At 75.8% G+C, this 14,694-nt stretch carries 15 protein-coding genes; 9 read left to right on the plus strand and 6 right to left on the minus strand.

Translation table 11 applies throughout. The annotated features are described in order from the left end of the window. Positions 1-14: 14 nt before the first annotated feature. Positions 15-1,676 (minus strand): helix-turn-helix domain-containing protein, encoded by a 1,662-nt coding sequence (locus PH190_RS19790; protein WP_274233246.1) that lies wholly within the window; start codon positions 1,674-1,676, stop codon positions 15-17. A 69-nt stretch (positions 1,677-1,745) separates the two neighbouring features. Between PH190_RS19790 and PH190_RS19795 the strand changes: the two genes are divergently transcribed. From PH190_RS19795 to PH190_RS19820, 6 genes are all read left to right on the plus strand, one after another. Continuing rightward, complete coding sequence (locus PH190_RS19795; RefSeq protein ID WP_274233247.1) at positions 1,746-2,978, plus strand: M20/M25/M40 family metallo-hydrolase; 1,233 nt, start codon at positions 1,746-1,748, stop codon at positions 2,976-2,978. Positions 2,979-2,985: 7 nt separating this feature from the next. After that, positions 2,986-4,668, plus strand: coding sequence for an acyl--CoA ligase family protein (locus PH190_RS19800; protein ID WP_274233248.1), 1,683 nt, complete (start codon positions 2,986-2,988; stop codon positions 4,666-4,668). 180 nt (positions 4,669-4,848) lie between these two features. Then, positions 4,849-5,400 carry a hypothetical protein gene (locus PH190_RS19805; RefSeq protein WP_274233249.1) on the plus strand — a complete coding sequence of 184 codons (552 nt, stop codon included), beginning with the start codon at positions 4,849-4,851 and terminating at the stop codon, positions 5,398-5,400. A gap of 26 nt (positions 5,401-5,426) precedes the next feature. Then, complete coding sequence (locus PH190_RS19810) at positions 5,427-5,966, plus strand: hypothetical protein (protein WP_274233250.1); 540 nt, start codon at positions 5,427-5,429, stop codon at positions 5,964-5,966. A 69-nt stretch (positions 5,967-6,035) separates the two neighbouring features. Beyond that, the gene (locus PH190_RS19815; protein WP_274233251.1) at positions 6,036-7,370 is read left to right on the plus strand and encodes an MFS transporter; all 1,335 of its coding nucleotides are present in this window, start codon (positions 6,036-6,038) and stop codon (positions 7,368-7,370) included. Between the two features lie 29 nt (positions 7,371-7,399). Further along, on the plus strand, positions 7,400-8,023 hold the full coding sequence (locus tag PH190_RS19820) for a nucleoside/nucleotide kinase family protein (RefSeq protein ID WP_274233252.1): 624 nt from the start codon (positions 7,400-7,402) through the stop codon (positions 8,021-8,023). 61 nt (positions 8,024-8,084) lie between these two features. On the opposite strand, the gene PH190_RS19825 is transcribed toward PH190_RS19820, so the two are convergent. Next, positions 8,085-9,734, minus strand: a complete 1,650-nt coding sequence (locus PH190_RS19825) for a flavin-containing monooxygenase (protein WP_274233253.1) — start codon at positions 9,732-9,734, stop codon at positions 8,085-8,087. A gap of 18 nt (positions 9,735-9,752) precedes the next feature. Next, entirely contained in the window at positions 9,753-11,129 is a 1,377-nt protein-coding gene (locus tag PH190_RS19830; protein WP_274233254.1) for an FAD-binding oxidoreductase, read from the minus strand. 69 nt (positions 11,130-11,198) lie between these two features. Between PH190_RS19830 and PH190_RS19835 the strand changes: the two genes are divergently transcribed. Beyond that, positions 11,199-11,756, plus strand: a complete 558-nt coding sequence (locus PH190_RS19835; protein ID WP_274233373.1) for a dihydrofolate reductase family protein — start codon at positions 11,199-11,201, stop codon at positions 11,754-11,756. A 55-nt stretch (positions 11,757-11,811) separates the two neighbouring features. Further along, positions 11,812-12,612, plus strand: coding sequence for a siderophore-interacting protein (locus PH190_RS19840; protein ID WP_274233255.1), 801 nt, complete (start codon positions 11,812-11,814; stop codon positions 12,610-12,612). Positions 12,613-12,653: 41 nt separating this feature from the next. Here PH190_RS19840 and PH190_RS19845 read toward each other — a convergent pair whose 3' ends face one another. Beyond that, entirely contained in the window at positions 12,654-13,100 is a 447-nt protein-coding gene (locus PH190_RS19845) for a MarR family winged helix-turn-helix transcriptional regulator (RefSeq protein WP_274233256.1), read from the minus strand. Between the two features lie 47 nt (positions 13,101-13,147). On the opposite strand from PH190_RS19845, the gene PH190_RS19850 reads away from it, so the two are divergent. Beyond that, positions 13,148-13,915, plus strand: coding sequence for an alpha/beta fold hydrolase (locus tag PH190_RS19850; RefSeq protein ID WP_274233257.1), 768 nt, complete (start codon positions 13,148-13,150; stop codon positions 13,913-13,915). A gap of 24 nt (positions 13,916-13,939) precedes the next feature. Here PH190_RS19850 and PH190_RS19855 read toward each other — a convergent pair whose 3' ends face one another. Beyond that, entirely contained in the window at positions 13,940-14,326 is a 387-nt protein-coding gene (locus PH190_RS19855) for a hypothetical protein (protein WP_274233258.1), read from the minus strand. After that, positions 14,319-14,690: a hypothetical protein gene (locus tag PH190_RS19860; RefSeq protein ID WP_274233259.1), complete on the minus strand. Its 372-nt coding sequence runs from the start codon at positions 14,688-14,690 to the stop codon at positions 14,319-14,321. The genes PH190_RS19855 and PH190_RS19860 overlap by 8 nt, the downstream gene beginning before the upstream one ends. Positions 14,691-14,694: the final 4 nt, after the last annotated feature.

Genomic DNA, 14,694 nt, shown 5'->3' on the forward strand with positions numbered 1-14,694 from the left:
GACAGGGTCCGCGCTCATCCTTCGTCGGATGCGCCAAGCTCCGCGGGCTCGACGAGCAGGGCCACCGCGGCGGCCAGGCGCTGGTCGGGGTCGGCGAGGTCGAGGCCGGCGAGCTCGGGCAGGCGTGCCAGCCGGTAGCGCAGGGTGTTGGCGTGCACGTCGAGGGCGCGTGCCGCCACGGCGACGTCCCCGAACGCCGCGAGGTAGGCGGCCAGCGAGGCCGTGTAGTCGGTGCCGCGCCGGACGTCGTGCGCCCGCAGGGCGGTGACGGGGCCGTGGTGCCAGTGCGGGTCGCGACGCGCGGCGTCGGCCAGCGCCACGACGCCCGCCGACGCCCACACCTCGTCCAGGTCCGCGCACCCGTGCTCGTTCCGGCGGGCCAGCGCGCGCACCACGAGCTCCGCCGTGCGACGGGACGCCGCGACCGCCCCGAGGTCCGCGGCGTGGCCCCCGACACCGACGCGCAGCGGCACGCCGACCGTCGTGGCGACGGCGTCGGTGAGCGTCGCGAGGTCGCGCCGGGCACCGGCCGCCGAGCGTGCCTCGAGCAGGACGAGGACCACCCGCCGCGGCCCCACGGTGGCCACCGCCCGCCGCCCGTAGCCGGCGAGGGTGCGCAGGGCCTCCTCCCGGACGCGGTGCAGCGCCGTCCCGTCGTCGTCGCCGGGCGTCACCGGCTCGACCACGGCGACGACGGCCGGCGCGTCCGGGGTGGTGCCCAGATGGCCGGCGACGGCGGCCGGGTCGGCCTCCCCGAGCAGGAGCCGCCCGAGCAGCTCCTCCGCGAGCCGGCGCCGGGCGAGGTCCTCCGAGTCCCGTCCGAGCAGCCGGCCGGCGGCCACCCCGGCGGCCTCGCGCAGCAACGCCCCGGTGTTCTCCGCGAGCGGGCCGTCGCCCTCGGCGACCCAGATCGAGCCGAGGTTCTCGTCGCCCGCCCGGATCGCGATCGCCAGCCGCCGCCGAGCGCCCAGCTCGGGCACCGCGTCCGCCGCCACGACGCCCTCGTCGGACCACAACCGCCGGTAGAACCCGGTCTCGGCCAGCCGGCGCCGGTACTCCGCGGGCCCCGCCCGGTCGAGCACCGCGCCACGCCGCACCTCGTCGTCGGCGGCGGTGAGCCGGGAGGCGGCCAGCAGCCGCTGGGACGGCGTGAAGATCATGACCGAGCCGCCCGTCAGCTCCGCGAGACCGCCCGCGAGCCCGGCGAGGTCCTGCTGGCGCCCCAGCACCGCGCCGGGCGGCGGAGGTGGACCCGCCGCGGTCGCGAGCACCGCTCGGAGGCGTCCGACGACGTCGGCCCACTCGCGGTCGGGCGCGAGGGCGAGGACGGCGACGCCGTGCGTGCGGGCACTCCCGGTCAGGGCCCGGGCGACGGCCCTGTCCGGCGCCCTCGTCCGGCCGCGGGCGACCACGGCGACCGCACCGGCCTCCGCGGCCGCCTCGACCACGGCGAGCACGGCCGGGAGCCCCTCGGCGTCCGCCCGGCGTCCCGGCAGGAGCCACAGGTCCGCGCCCGCGGGCGGCGCCACGCCGTCCTCGTGGACCGCGAGCGCCCGCACGGGCACGTCCAGCCCGTCGGGTGCGGCCAGGACCGCGAGCCCGTCCGGGGCGAGGGCCTCGACGACCGACGCGAGCACCGCGGGCGCCGCGAGCGGATCGGGGTTGTGCGGGTCCACGGCACTCGGCTCCCGGTCTTGGTGGGACGGCCAAGCATGGCAGCCACGACGGCGGGAGACGCTGGACCCGTGCCGCTCGCCGACGCCGACACCGACGACACCGACGACACCGCCGACACCGCCGGGCTCCGCGACCGCCTCGAGGGCCGCGCCGGCGCGATGGTCGCGGACCTGGAACGGCTGGTCGTCGCCGAGTCGCCGTCGTCGGACCCGACCGCGCTGCGCGCCTGCCGGGACGTGCTCGCGGAGATCGGGACCGCGCGGCTCGGCGTCGACCCGACCGAGCTCGACGGGGGACCGGACGGGGAGCCCGGCGGCCTGCTCTGGCGTCTCGGTCCGGCCGCGGCGGCGCCGGTCCTGCTCGTCGGGCACCTCGACACCGTCTGGCCGCGGGGCACGCTGGACCGCCGGCCGTTCACCGTCGCCGACGGCCGGGCGACCGGGCCGGGGGTCTTCGACATGAAGGCGGGCCTCGTCCAGGGACTGCACGCGCTCGCCGCCCTGCAGGAGGTCGGTGCCGGCGTGCCCGTCGCGTTCGTGGTCACCGCCGACGAGGAGGTCGGATCCGCGGTCGGCGGTCCCGCCGTCACCGCGGCCGCGGCGGAGGCGCGCGCGGCGCTCGTGCTCGAGGGCAGCGCGGACGGCGGCGCGCTCAAGCACGCCCGCCGGGGCTGGTCGTTCTACGAGATCGAGGTGGCCGGCCGCGCGGCGCACGCGGGCCTCGAACCGCACGCCGGCCACAACGCCCTGCGCGACCTCGCGCGGATCGTCACGCGTCTCGACGAGCTCGCCGACGACACGACGACGGTGACCCCGACGCTCGCCGCGGCGGGGACCACCCGCAACACCGTCCCGGACGCCGCCCGGGTCACCGTCGACGTGCGCTGCGCCGACCTCGCCGCCCAGGAGCGGGTCGATCGCGGCCTGCGGGCGCTGGTCGAGACCGAGGCCGGCCTGGGGGCACGGGTCGCGGGCGGGGTGAACCGGCCACCGATGGAGGCCGCGCAGGCGCAGGACCTGCTCGCCACCGCCCGCGCGTGCTGCACGCGGCTCGACGTCGCGTGGCCCGGGTCGGCGGCGGTCGGCGGGGTGTCCGACGGCAACCTGTGCGCGGCCGCGGGTACGCCGACCCTCGATGGGCTGGGCGCGGTCGGCGGGGGTCCGCACGCCGAGCACGAGTGGGTCGACGTGACCCGCATGCCCGAGCGCGCGGCGCTCGTCGCCGCGCTCGTGACCGACCTGGCCGCCGTCGCGGACCGTCCGGCCCGGACCCTCGCGCCGGACCCCGCCGAGGCGCGATGATCCGGGCGTGACCGCGCCCGAGACCTGGATCACCCCGCTCACGCCGCTGGCCTTCCTGCGCCGCTCCGCCGACGTCTACCCGGACAAGGTCGCGATCGTCCACGGCACAGACCGCACGACCTACGCGCAGTTCGCCGAGCAGGCCCAGCGCCTGGCCCGCGGGCTGCGGGCGAGCGGCGTCGGGCCCGGCGACCGTGTGGCGTGCCTGCTGCCGAACGTGCCGGCGATGCTCGTCGCCCACTTCGGGGTGCCGCTGGCGGGCGCGGTGCTCGTCGCCGTGAACACGCGGCTGTCGAGCGAGGAGGTGCGCTACATCCTCGACCACTCCGGCGCGACCGTGCTGGTGGTGGACTCGGCGCTGCGCCGCACCGTGGAGCCGATCGCGGACTCGCTGGAGACGGTGCGCGAGGTCGTCACGCTCGTCGACCCGCAGGGCCCCGACGCGGGCAGCGCCGTCGAGGGCACCACCTGGGACGACCTGCTCGCCCGCGGCGAGACCGGGGAGGACCTGCCCTGGGCGGTCGACGACGAGCGCTCGACGATCAGCATCAACTACACGAGCGGCACCACCGGACGCCCCAAGGGCGTGCAGTACCACCACCGCGGGGCGTACCTGAACTCCTTCGGCGAGATCGTGCACAGCTACCACGACCCGTCGAGCGTCTACCTCTGGACGCTGCCGATGTTCCACTGCAACGGCTGGTGCACGCCGTGGGCGATCACGGCGATCGGCGGCACGCACGTCTGCCTGCGCGAGGTCCGCGGCGACGCCATCTGGGGCCTCATCGGCGAGCACCGGGTCACCCACCTCAACGGCGCCCCGACCGTCGTCACCACCATCATGAACGCGGCGGAGGCGCGGACGCTGGACTACGCGCTGGTCGTCACCACCGCCGGCGCCCCGCCGAGCCCGACCACCATCCTCGAGATGGAGAAGATGGGCTTCCGGATCGTCCACGTCTACGGGCTGACCGAGACCTACGGGCCGTACTCGGTGTGCCAGTGGCAGGAGGAGTGGCGCGGGCTCGAGGAGCACGCGCGCGCGAGGCTCCAGGCCCGCCAGGGCGTCGGGATGCTGCAGACCGAGCCGCTGCGGGTGGTCGAGGTCCTGCCCGACGAGGCGAGCGGGGCGACGGGAGAGGGTGGCGAGGTCACCGACTGGGCGTCGGTCGAGCTGGTCGACGTCCCGGCCGACGGGACGACCATGGGCGAGATCGTCATGCGCGGCAACAACGTCATGTCGGGCTACTACCGCGACCCCGACGCGACCGCCAAGGCCTTCGCGGGCGGCTGGTACCACTCCGGCGACCTCGGGGTCATGCACCCCGACGGCTACGTCGAGCTGCGCGACCGGGCCAAGGACGTCGTCATCTCCGGCGGCGAGAACATCTCCACCGTCGAGGTCGAGCAGGCGGTGCTCTCGCACCCCGCGGTGCTCGAGGCCGCCGTGGTCGGGGTCCCCGACGACCGCTTCGGCGAGCGCCCCAAGGCCTTCGTCGTCCTGCGCCAGGGCCAGTCCGCGGAGCCGGACGACATCATCGAGCACGTCAAGGGCGTCATCGCCCGCTACAAGGCGCCGCGGGACGTCGAGGTCGTCGCCGAGCTGCCCAAGACCTCGACCGGCAAGATCCAGAAGTTCGAGCTGCGCGCCAAGGAGTGGGGCGACAGCGAGACGCGCATCCGCGGCTGAGGCGTGCCGGCGACGTGCCGTCACGGACACCCGGTGTCCGTGTCGGTACGTCGGTCACCGCCGCTCGTCGCCGCGCCGCCGTCACCGGCCGCGCCGACGGCATGGCGGGGGCCGGTGGGGGGAAGGGCACGGGGACGGCGGAGGATGTCCGCCGTCGTCACACCCGAGGAGCGAGGTCGCGTGAGCGAGGAGTCCGTCGAACGGGGCGAGGCCGTCCTGGACAACGACGTGTCGGCGCTGGACACCGAGCCGGCGGTCGTCATGGACGAGGACCGCATGGGCGCGGACCCCCTCGAGGACGGCATGGACGCCCCCGAGGGGTACAGCCGTGACGTGCGCCTGGGCGGCACCCAGGAGTGGGAGAAGACCTCCCCGAGCATCGACTACCGCCTGCCGCAGGAGGAGCCGGAGCCGACGGCCGAGCAGCCGCCGGACCGTCCGCTCGCGGCGACGCCGATCGACGAGCTCGACGAGTCCGTCGACGACCCGGCGAACGCGGTGGACGGTGTCGGCGGCGGTGTCGTGCTCGACGCCGACGGGGCCGACGGGGCCACCGCGGGCGAGGTGCTCGCCGACGAGCGGCACGAGGTCGAGCTCGGCGTCTCGTCCGCGGTGGACGCCGCGGAGCCGACGGGCCTGCCGAGCGACGACGCGATCGGCGAGGTCGCGGCGATCGACAACGAGCCGGGCACGGCGGAGGAGCAGGCGCTGCGCGTGGAGCAGGAGAACTGAGCGCCGGGGGGACGGCGCGCCCGGCCGTGTCGCGCCGCGTGGTGGTGGCCGCCGGGGCCGTGGCGGCCGTCCTCGTGGTGCTGCTGGCCGGGGCGCTGATGGGCGGATGGCGCCCGTTCGCCGCGGACCCGGACGTCCTCACGTTCGGGCCGGACGGCGACCTCGCGGCGTTCACCCTGTTCGAGGGCCAGTGCGCCCGCGGGCAGGTCGCCCCGGGCGACGGGTTCGGCCCGGCCGCCGACGAGCAGTGCGGCAACCCCCACGACGTCGAGGTGGTCGCGACGGTCGCGCCGATCGGTGAGGGACGCCCGGTGTCCTACCCCGGAGAGGCCGCGCTCGCGGCGTTCGGGCGAGAGTTCTGCGCCCTCTACGTCGACTCCGACCTCCTGGTGCCCGCCGCCGGCGGTGTCGACCGCGACGACCTGCGCATGACGGCGATCGTGCCGAGCCGCGCCGCGTTCGCGGACCCGCAGTCCACCGGGCCGGTGTCGGGTGGGCGGCAGGTCAGCTGCCTCATCTCGAGCGATGACGGAGAGCAGCTGACCGATCGCTTCTCCGTGATCTGAACGGACCAGCGGCGTGTGGTGCGTGTGAGGTCTTGCCGCGACGCCGCGTGATCGCGAACATACTCTCGCATGAGCACCGTTCCCGCCGGAGTCGACCGTCGGGCGCTCAAGCGCCGGGCCGTCGTCGCGAGCACCGTCGGCACCACGATCGAGTGGTACGACTTCTTCCTCTACAACACCGCGGCCGCACTCGTCTTCGGCCCGCTGTTCTTCAACAACTCCGAGGCCGGCGGCGTCCTGCTGGCGTTCTCCACGCAGTTCGTCGGCTTCGCCGCCCGGCCGATCGGCGCGGCGATCTTCGGGCACTACGGCGACCGCATCGGCCGCAAGTACAGCCTCGTCGCGACGCTGCTGCTCATGGGCGGGGCCACCGTCATCATCGGCCTCCTGCCGACCTACGAGACGATCGGCGTCGCCGCGCCGATCATCCTGACGCTGCTGCGGATCCTGCAGGGCATCGGCGTCGGCGGTGAGTGGGGCGGCTCGGTCCTCATGGCCATGGAGTGGGGCCACCGGCGCCAGCGCGGCCTCATGGCGGCCTGGCCCCAGACCGGCGTGCCGATCGGTCTCGCGCTCGGCACCGCGGTCGTCTACTTCTTCTCCGGCCCCGAGTTCCTGGAGTGGGGCTGGCGCGTCCCGTTCATCGCCAGCGTCGTGCTCATCGGCATCGGGCTGTGGGTGCGCCTGACGGTCCTCGAGTCGCCGGCGTTCGCGCAGGTCAAGACGTCCGGCAAGGTCGCCAAGCTGCCGCTGGTCGAGACGCTGCAGACCCAGTGGCGCGACGTCCTCAAGGCCCTGCTGGTGCGCACCGCCGAGCAGGCGCCGTTCTACCTGTTCACCTCGTTCGTGCTGGTCTACGGCACCCAGAAGCTCAAGCTCGAGCGCAGCGACCTGCTGCTCTACCTCATCATCGCGGCGTGCATCGGCATCGTCAGCGTGCCGTTCTTCGGGTGGCTGTCCGACCGGATCGGGCGCCGGCTCGTGTACGGGATCGGGGTGGTGCTCACGGGGCTCTACGCGTTCCCGTACTTCGCCCTGCTGGACACCCGGGTCGGCGGCCTCGTGCTGCTCGGGATGATCCTCGGCCTGGTCTTCCACGACATGATGTACGGCCCGCAGGCGGCGCTGATCTCGGAGAGCTTCGGCACCGGCATCCGCTACACCGGCGCCGGCCTGGGCTACCAGCTGGCGTCGATCACCGCGGGCGGGCCCGCGCCGCTCATCGCGGCCGCGATCCTGGCGGCGACCGGGTCGAGCTTCTGGATCTCGATCTACATCCTGGCGTGCGCGGTCGTGTCGCTGCTCGCCCTGCTGACCATGCACCCGCGCGATCCCGCGCTCGACGAGGCCGACCAGGCGTCGGAGGAGGACCAGGACGCGGTCCGCGGGGGCGCGCAGGCGTAGCGGCGGCGGGCAGGGCATCGTGGCCCGCGATGCCCATCCGCCCGCTGACCCCCGAGGCCCTCGCCGACGAGCTCGTCGGCGCGATCGAGCGCGTCGGGCCGGGGCACGTGCGGGTGCTCGTCGACGGTGCGCCGCCGGCGCGCCCGGAGGTGCTCGCCGACGCGCTGGTCGACCCGCTGCGGGTGCGCTCGCGGCCGGTGGTGCGGGTGTCGGCGTGGGACTTCCTGCGCCCCGCGTCGGTGCGCCTCGAGCGGGGGCGCACCGACCCGGACGCGTTCTACGACGACTGGCTCGACGCGGGCGCCCTGGTCCGCGAGGTGCTCGGCCCGCTCGGTCCCGGCGGGAGCGGCGAGGTGCTGCCGCGGCTGTGGGACGTCGAGGTGGAGCGGGCGGCCCGCGCGTCCCGCGTGGCGCTGCCGGCGGCGGGCGTGGTGGTGGTCGACGGCCCGCTGCTGCTCGGCCGCGGCCTGCCCGCTGACCTCACGGTGCACCTGGCCCTCTCGGCGACGGTGCTGCAGCGCCGGACCCCGGCCGACGAGGCCTGGACCCTGCCCGCCTACGCCCGCTACGAGGACGAGGTCGACCCGGTCGCCGTCGCCGACCTCGTCGTCCGCGCCGACCACCCCGACCGCCCGGCCCTCCAGACCGCGTGAGGCACGGGGTGTGTCAGCCTGGCGTCCACGCTGGCGTCAGACGTCAGGGAAACCGCCACGATCACGCGCCTCGGGCGCTCGCCCGCTCCTGCCGCGCCCGCAGCGCGAGGCCCGGGTAGCCGGCCTGCGCCTCGGCGTCGCACATCGCGCGGTACCGCGCGAACCCGCCGGCGTAGGGCAGGAACACGCGCGGCTTGCCCGGCACGTTTGCGCCCAGGTACCAGGAGCTGGCGGCCTGGGGCAGCAGCGTCGCGTCGGCGGCCTCGCGGACGTGCTCGGCCCAGCGCGCCTGCGCCTCCGGGGTCGGCTCGGCGGTGAGGTCGTGGGCGCGCAGGTGCACGAGGAGGTCGGCGATCCAGTCGACGTGCTGCTCGATCGAGGTCGGCATGTTGGTGAGCACCGAGGGGCTGCCGGGCCCGGTGATCGTGAAGAGGTCCGGGAACCCCGCGACGCCCAGCCCCAGGTAGGTCGCCGCGCCCTCGGCCCACGCGTCGGCGAGCGCCACCCCGCCGGTGCCGCGGATGCCGAGGCGCAGCAGCGGGCCGGACAGGGCGTCGAACCCCGTCGCGAACACCAGCACGTCGAGCGGGTGCTCCGCGCCCGAGGCCAGCCGCACCCCGTCCGGCGTGATCGCGGCGATCGGGTCGGCGCGCACGTCGACCAGCGACACGTTCTCCTGGTTGTAGGTCGCGAAGTAGTCGGTGTCGATCGGCGGGCGCTTGGTGGCGAACGGGTGGTCGCGGGGGCTCAGGGCCTCGGCGGTGGCCGCGTCGTCGACCGTCTCGCGGATCTTCGAGCGGATGAACTCCGACGCCGTCTCGTTGACCGCCGGGTCGGTGAGCACGTCGCGCACCGCCGCGCGGAACCGCAGCCCGCCGCGCTCCCACGCCCGCTCGAACAGGGCGCGGCGCTCGTCGTCGGGCAGGGCGAGCACGTCGACGTCGCTGACGACGAACGGGTGCCCGTTGGTGGAGGCCTGCTGGATCGCGCGGATGGCGGCGTAGTCGTCCTTGTAGCCCGCCGCCTCCGCCGCCGACAGCGGGGCGTTGCGGGCCGGGATGCTGTAGTTCGCCGTGCGCTGGAAGACCGTCAGGTGCCCGGCCGCCGCGGCGAGCACCGGGATGGCCTGGATGCCGGTGGACCCGGTGCCCACGACGCCGACCCGCCGGCCCGTGACGTCGACGCCCTCGTGCGGCCACTGCCCGGTGTGGTGCCACTCGCCGGCGAAGCTGTCCAGGCCGGGGATGTCGGGGACGTTCGCCGACGACAGGCACCCGACGGCCGTGACGAGCCAGCGGCAGGTCCACGTGCCGCGGTCGGTCTCGACCACCCAGCGGCCGGCGGCCTCGTCGCGGCGAGCGCCGAGGACGCGCGTCGCGAAGGAGATGTCGCGGCGCAGGTCGAAGCGGTCGGCCACGTGCTCGAGGTAGGCGAGGATCTCGGCCTGGCCGGGGTAGCGCTCGGTCCAGTCCCACTCCTGCTCGAGCTCGCGCGAGAAGGAGTAGCAGTAGTAGTAGCTCTCGGAGTCGCACCGGGCGCCCGGGTAGCGGTTCCAGTACCAGGTGCCGCCGACCCCGTCGGCCGCCTCGAGCCCGTGCACCGCGAACCCGAGGCTGCGCAGGCGGTGGATCGCGTAGAGGCCGGCGAAGCCCGCACCGATGACGAGGACCTCGGGGTCGGCGGGGGGATCGGCCGGGAGATCGTTGCCCATCCTCACCAGTGTCGGCGGTCACCGCCCGCCGGACAACCGCACCGCGCAGCCGGGGTTGAGCACGCCGTCGGGGTCGAGCGCCGCCCGGACGCGCCGGAGCACGTCGAGGGCGGCGGGGTCGCCGAAGGTCTCGAGCGCGTGGGCCTTCGCGCGCCCGACGCCGTGCTCGCCCGACACCGCACCGCCCAGGGCGACGCCGGCGGCGAAGACGTCGTGCAGGGTCGCCCCGAGCCGCTCGGGGTCGGGCTGGAACACGGCGAGGTGCACGTTGCCGTCGCCGGCGTGCCCGCAGCCCAGCACCCGCGCGCCGTGCGCGTCGCCGGCCGCCCGGGCCCGCGCGAGGAAGGTGGCCATGGCCGAGCGGGGCACGACGAGGTCGACGATCTCGTCGGCGCCCGCGGCCTTCACCGCCCAGAACGCGCCCTCCCGGGCCTCGACGAGGCGGCGCGCCGAGCCCACGGGCAGGTCGAACACGTCGGCGGCGCCCAGCTCGGCGAGCAGGCCCGCGAGCTCCTCGGCGTCCTCGTCGACCCGGTCCGGGCGCCGTCCGGCGAGCTCGACGAGCAGGTGGTCGGCGTCGAGGAGCTCCTCGGGCAGGCCGAGGGTGAGGTCGGCGGCGGCGCAGACCGCGCGCATCGTCGGGCCGTCGAGGTACTCGCAGATCGTCGGCGCGAGCCCGGTGGCGAGGACGCGCCCGACGGCGGCGGTGACGGCCTCGGCGGACGGGAAGGGCGCGAGCACGGTGCGCCGCGCGGGCAGGTGGGGGTGCAGGCGGACGGTCACCTCGGTGACCAGCGCGAGCGTGCCCTCCGAACCCACGAGCAGCTGGGTGAGGTCGTAGCCCGAGGAGATCTTGGCCAGCCGGCCGCCGGTGCGCACGACCGACCCGTCGGCGAGCACCGCCTCCAGCCCGAGGACGTGCGAGCGGGTCACGCCGTAGCGCACCGCGCGCATGCCGCCGGCGTTGGTCGCGACCGTGCCGCCCAGCGACGCCGACTGCTCGCCCGGGTGCACGGGGTAGGTCAGCCCGTGCTCGCGCGCCGCGGCGTCGAGGGCGGTGAGGGGGACGCCGGGCTGGACGACGGCGACGGCCTCGACGGGGTCGACCTCGAGGATCCGGTCCATCCGCGCGAACGACACGAGCACCGCGCCGTCGTCGGGGGTGGCCGCGCCGGAGAGCCCGGTGCCCGCGCCGCGCGCCGTCACCGACATCCCGGCCGCCCGCGCGGCGCGCACGACCGCGGCCACCTCGTCGCGGTCGGCGGGCCAGACCACCCACGCCGGCTTGCCCGCGGGCACGCCCAGCGCCTCGTCGGCGCAGAGGTCCGCGACGGACGGGTCGTCGCCGGCCACGACGTGCGCGGCGCCGACGGCCGCGACGAGCTCGGACACCATTCCCGAGTCCTAGCACGACCGCTACGCTCACGGACCAGTTGTGGTTTGCAATCGGTGGAGGGCGCGACGATGGGCCGGCTGATGTACTCGATGATGACGACCCTCGACGGCTACGTCGCCGACGCCGACGGCGACTTCGGCTGGGAGATGCCCGACGACGCGGAGCTGCACCGCTACGCCGAGGAGATCACCCGGCCCGTGCGGACCTACCTCTACGGGCGGCGCATGTACGAGACGATGGTCTTCTGGGAGACCGCGCACGACCTCCCGGACGCGCCCGACTTCATCGTCGAGTACGCGAAGACGTGGCAGGCGGCCGACAAGATCGTCTACTCGCGCACCCTCGGATCGGTGTCGAGCGAGCGCACCCGCCTCGTGCGCGAGTTCGATCCCGCCGCCGTGCAGGAGCTCAAGGACGGCGACGGCGACCTCACCGTCGACGGCCCCGGACTCGCCGCCGCGGCCCTGCAGGCCGGGCTCGTCGACGAGATCGGGCCGATCGTCGTCCCGGTCGTCGTCGGCGGCGGCACGCCGTTCCTGCCCCCGGGGCTGCGGCTGCGGCTCGAGCTGGTCGACGAGCGCCGGTTCGACAAGGGAGCGGTGCACCTGCGCTACCGCGTCCGCTGACGCCGTCGCGCGGCGCCCCGGAGTGCCGGCCGGGCGCGGCGTTAGCGTGAGTCCCATGGTGGTCCGCGACGCCCCGATCGTCTCGCACGTCGAGCACCCGCCCGACGTGGTGCGCCCGCGGCGGGTCGAGGTCGTCGACGTCGTCGACCTGACCCCGCGGATGCGCCGGGTGCGCCTGGCCGGCGACGTGCACGACCTGCCGGTGACCGGGCCGACCGACCACGCCAAGGTCTTCTTCCCGGCCGCGCCGGGGGAGGAGCCGCCCGCCCCGACGCTGAACGCGCGGGGGCTCGTCGTGCCGCCCGCGGGCGGGCCGCGGCCCTACCGCGAGTACACGCTGCGCGCCCACGACCCGGGGACCGGCGTCGTCGACATCGACCTCGTGCGCCACGGCGCCGGGCTGGCCGGGGCGTGGGTCGAGGACCCGCGGGGGGCGCTGTGGCTGCACGGGCCGCGGTCGAGCACGTCGGTCGAGGCCCGGGACTGGTACCTGCTCGGCGGCGACGAGACGGCGCTGCCGGCGCTCGCGCGGTGGGTGTCGCGGCTGCCGGCGGTGCCGGTGCACGTGGTGGTCGAGGTCGCCGACGCCGCGGAGGAGGCCTACCTCGGCGAGGTGCCGGCGCACGTGACCGTCGACTGGCGCCACCGCGAGGGTGCCGCGCCGGGCACGACGACGCTGCTCGACGACGGGGTCGCCGCGTTCACCCCGCCGGCGGGGGAGGGCTTCGCGTGGATGGGCGCCGAGGCGGGGGCGCTGCGGCCGGTGCGCCGGCGCCTGCGCGCGCTGCTGCCCACCGCCGCCGTGGACCTCGACGGCTACTGGCGCCGCGGCGTCGAGGGGACGGGGCTGGGCTGACGTACGTGCGTGATCTTCTGAGCTATAGCTCAGAACATCGCTCACGAGGGGTGGTCCAACAGGCGCGTGCTCAGGGCCCGGAGGACGCGCAGGCAGGCGTCGAGGTCGCCCGGGTCGAGGTGGGTGTCGAGGTCGGCTTCCAGGTTCCCCAGCTCCCGGCGCTCGGCGTCGCGGACGTCGGCGAGCACCTGCTCCCCGGCGGGCGTGAGCGCCACCAGCACCGAGCGGCGGTGCGCCGGGTTCTCCCGCGTGCGGACCCACCCGCGCTCGCCGGCGTCGTCGACCGAGCGCTGCACGAACTGGCGCGAGAGCGCGAGCGTGCGCCCCAGCGCCGGCACCGTCGCCGTCCCGCACCCGGCGAGGGCGTCGAGCACCGCGCGCACCCCGACCGGCATCCCGCCCTCCTGCTCGACCGCCCGCACCCCGCGGCGGTAGAGCGGACCGAGGACGTCGAACACCGCGGCGAGGCGGGAACCGGGCTCGTGCATGACACCCATGTTGTCATGCGGCGCCGCGAGATGACACCCTGGGTGTCGTGTTGAGCCACGTCGACCGGGGCACCGGCCCGCCCGTCGTCCTCCTGCACGGCGGCGCGCTGGACCACCGCCTCTGGGACCCCCAGATCGCCGCGCTCGCCCGCACCCACCGCGTGATCGCCCCCGACCTGCGCGGCCACGGCGCGTCGCCGACCCCGACCGCGCCCTTCCGCCACGTCGACGACGTCGCCGCGCTCCTGCGCCACCTCGACGTCGGACCCGCGGCCGTCGCCGGCGTCTCGCTCGGTGCGAGCGTGGCGGTCGACCTCGCCCTCGAGGCGCCGGAGCTGGTGACGGCGCTGGTGGTCAGCGGCGCGGGCGCGAGCGGCGCGGAGTTCCGCGACCCCGCGACCCTCGACCTGCTCGCCCGGTGGGCGGCCGCCGAACAGGCCCGCGACCGGGCGCTCTGGACCGCGATCTTCCTGGAGCTGGGCTTCGGCGTCGGGCGCCCGCTCGCCGACGTCGCGCCGGACGTGCTCGCCCACGTCCGGCGGATGACCGACGACACGCTCGACCACCACGTCCCCGACGGCGCGCCGGTGCTGCCGACCCCGGTGCCCGGCGCCACCGCCCGGGTCCCGACGCTGCGCCTGCCCGTCCTCGCCGTCGTCGGGCTGCTCGACAGCCCCGACCACCGACGCATGGCCCGCGAGGTCGCGCAGGCCGCCGGCGGGCGCGTCGTCGAGGTCCCGGGCGCCGGGCACTACCCGAACCTCGAGCACCCCGCGCTGGTCACCGGCGCGCTGCAGGCGTTCCTCCGTGCGTGATCTCCTGAGCCATGGCTCAGAAGATCACGCACGTGAAGCGCGGCGGATCCAGAGCAGCCCCAGGATCGGCAGGACGACGGGGACGAAGCCGTAGCCGACGCCGAAGTCCGACCAGACCGTCGGGTCGGGGAAGTCCTCCGGCCGCAGCAGCGACAACGTCCCGATCCCGAGCACGCCGACGAGCTCCACGACCACGGCCGCCAGCGCCACCCGCCGCGCGCCCCGGCCGAGCGCGACCGCCGCGACGAGGTAGACCGCCGCCGCGAACGCCGAGAGGACGTAGGCCTCCGGCGCGCGCTCGAACTGCACCGCGATCTGGTAGACGGCCCGCGCGCCCGCCGATATCGCGAACACCACGTACACGACCAGCAGCACCCGCCCGGGCCCCGCCGACAGGCGACGCTCAGCCACCCGTCACCGTCCACACCTGCCCGGTGCGCAGCGACAGCACGGCGAGCGTCACGCCCGCGACCGCGAGCACCACCGAGCCGTACCGGGTCCGTTCCGACTGGGCGAGGGCCGCCCCGATCGGCAGCACGATCAGCGACGCGACGAGGTACCCGACGATCTCGACGACCGCGCCGGCAGTGCGCCCGCCCGCGACGGCGAGCGCGACCACCACGACCACCGCCTGCACCAGCGCGACGCCCTCGAGCACCACCAGCCCGAGGCGGTGGTTGCGCGTCGGGGCCTGGCCGAGGGCCGCCGACACCCCGCACCACAGCGCCCACGCCAGCGCGAGCGCGAGGACCGCGAGGGTCAGGCCGACGATCACGGGC

The organism is Actinomycetospora straminea (assembly GCF_028737255.1).
GTDB classification, from domain to species: Bacteria; Actinomycetota; Actinomycetes; order Mycobacteriales; family Pseudonocardiaceae; genus Actinomycetospora; species Actinomycetospora straminea.

What these genes read in the sequence shown, in the direction of transcription:
- PH190_RS19815 (WP_274233251.1), top strand. Translation starts at nt 6,036, where the DNA reads ATGAGCACCGTTCCCGCCGGAGTCGACCGTCGGGCGCTCAAGCGCCGG.
- PH190_RS19820 (WP_274233252.1), top strand. Translation starts at nt 7,400, where the DNA reads ATGCCCATCCGCCCGCTGACCCCCGAGGCCCTCGCCGACGAGCTCGTC.
- PH190_RS19825 (WP_274233253.1), bottom strand. Translation starts at nt 9,734, where the DNA reads ATGGGCAACGATCTCCCGGCCGATCCCCCCGCCGACCCCGAGGTCCTC.
- PH190_RS19830 (WP_274233254.1), bottom strand. Translation starts at nt 11,129, where the DNA reads ATGGTGTCCGAGCTCGTCGCGGCCGTCGGCGCCGCGCACGTCGTGGCC.
- PH190_RS19835 (WP_274233373.1), top strand. Translation starts at nt 11,199, where the DNA reads ATGGGCCGGCTGATGTACTCGATGATGACGACCCTCGACGGCTACGTC.
- PH190_RS19840 (WP_274233255.1), top strand. Translation starts at nt 11,812, where the DNA reads ATGGTGGTCCGCGACGCCCCGATCGTCTCGCACGTCGAGCACCCGCCC.
- PH190_RS19845 (WP_274233256.1), bottom strand. Translation starts at nt 13,100, where the DNA reads ATGCACGAGCCCGGTTCCCGCCTCGCCGCGGTGTTCGACGTCCTCGGT.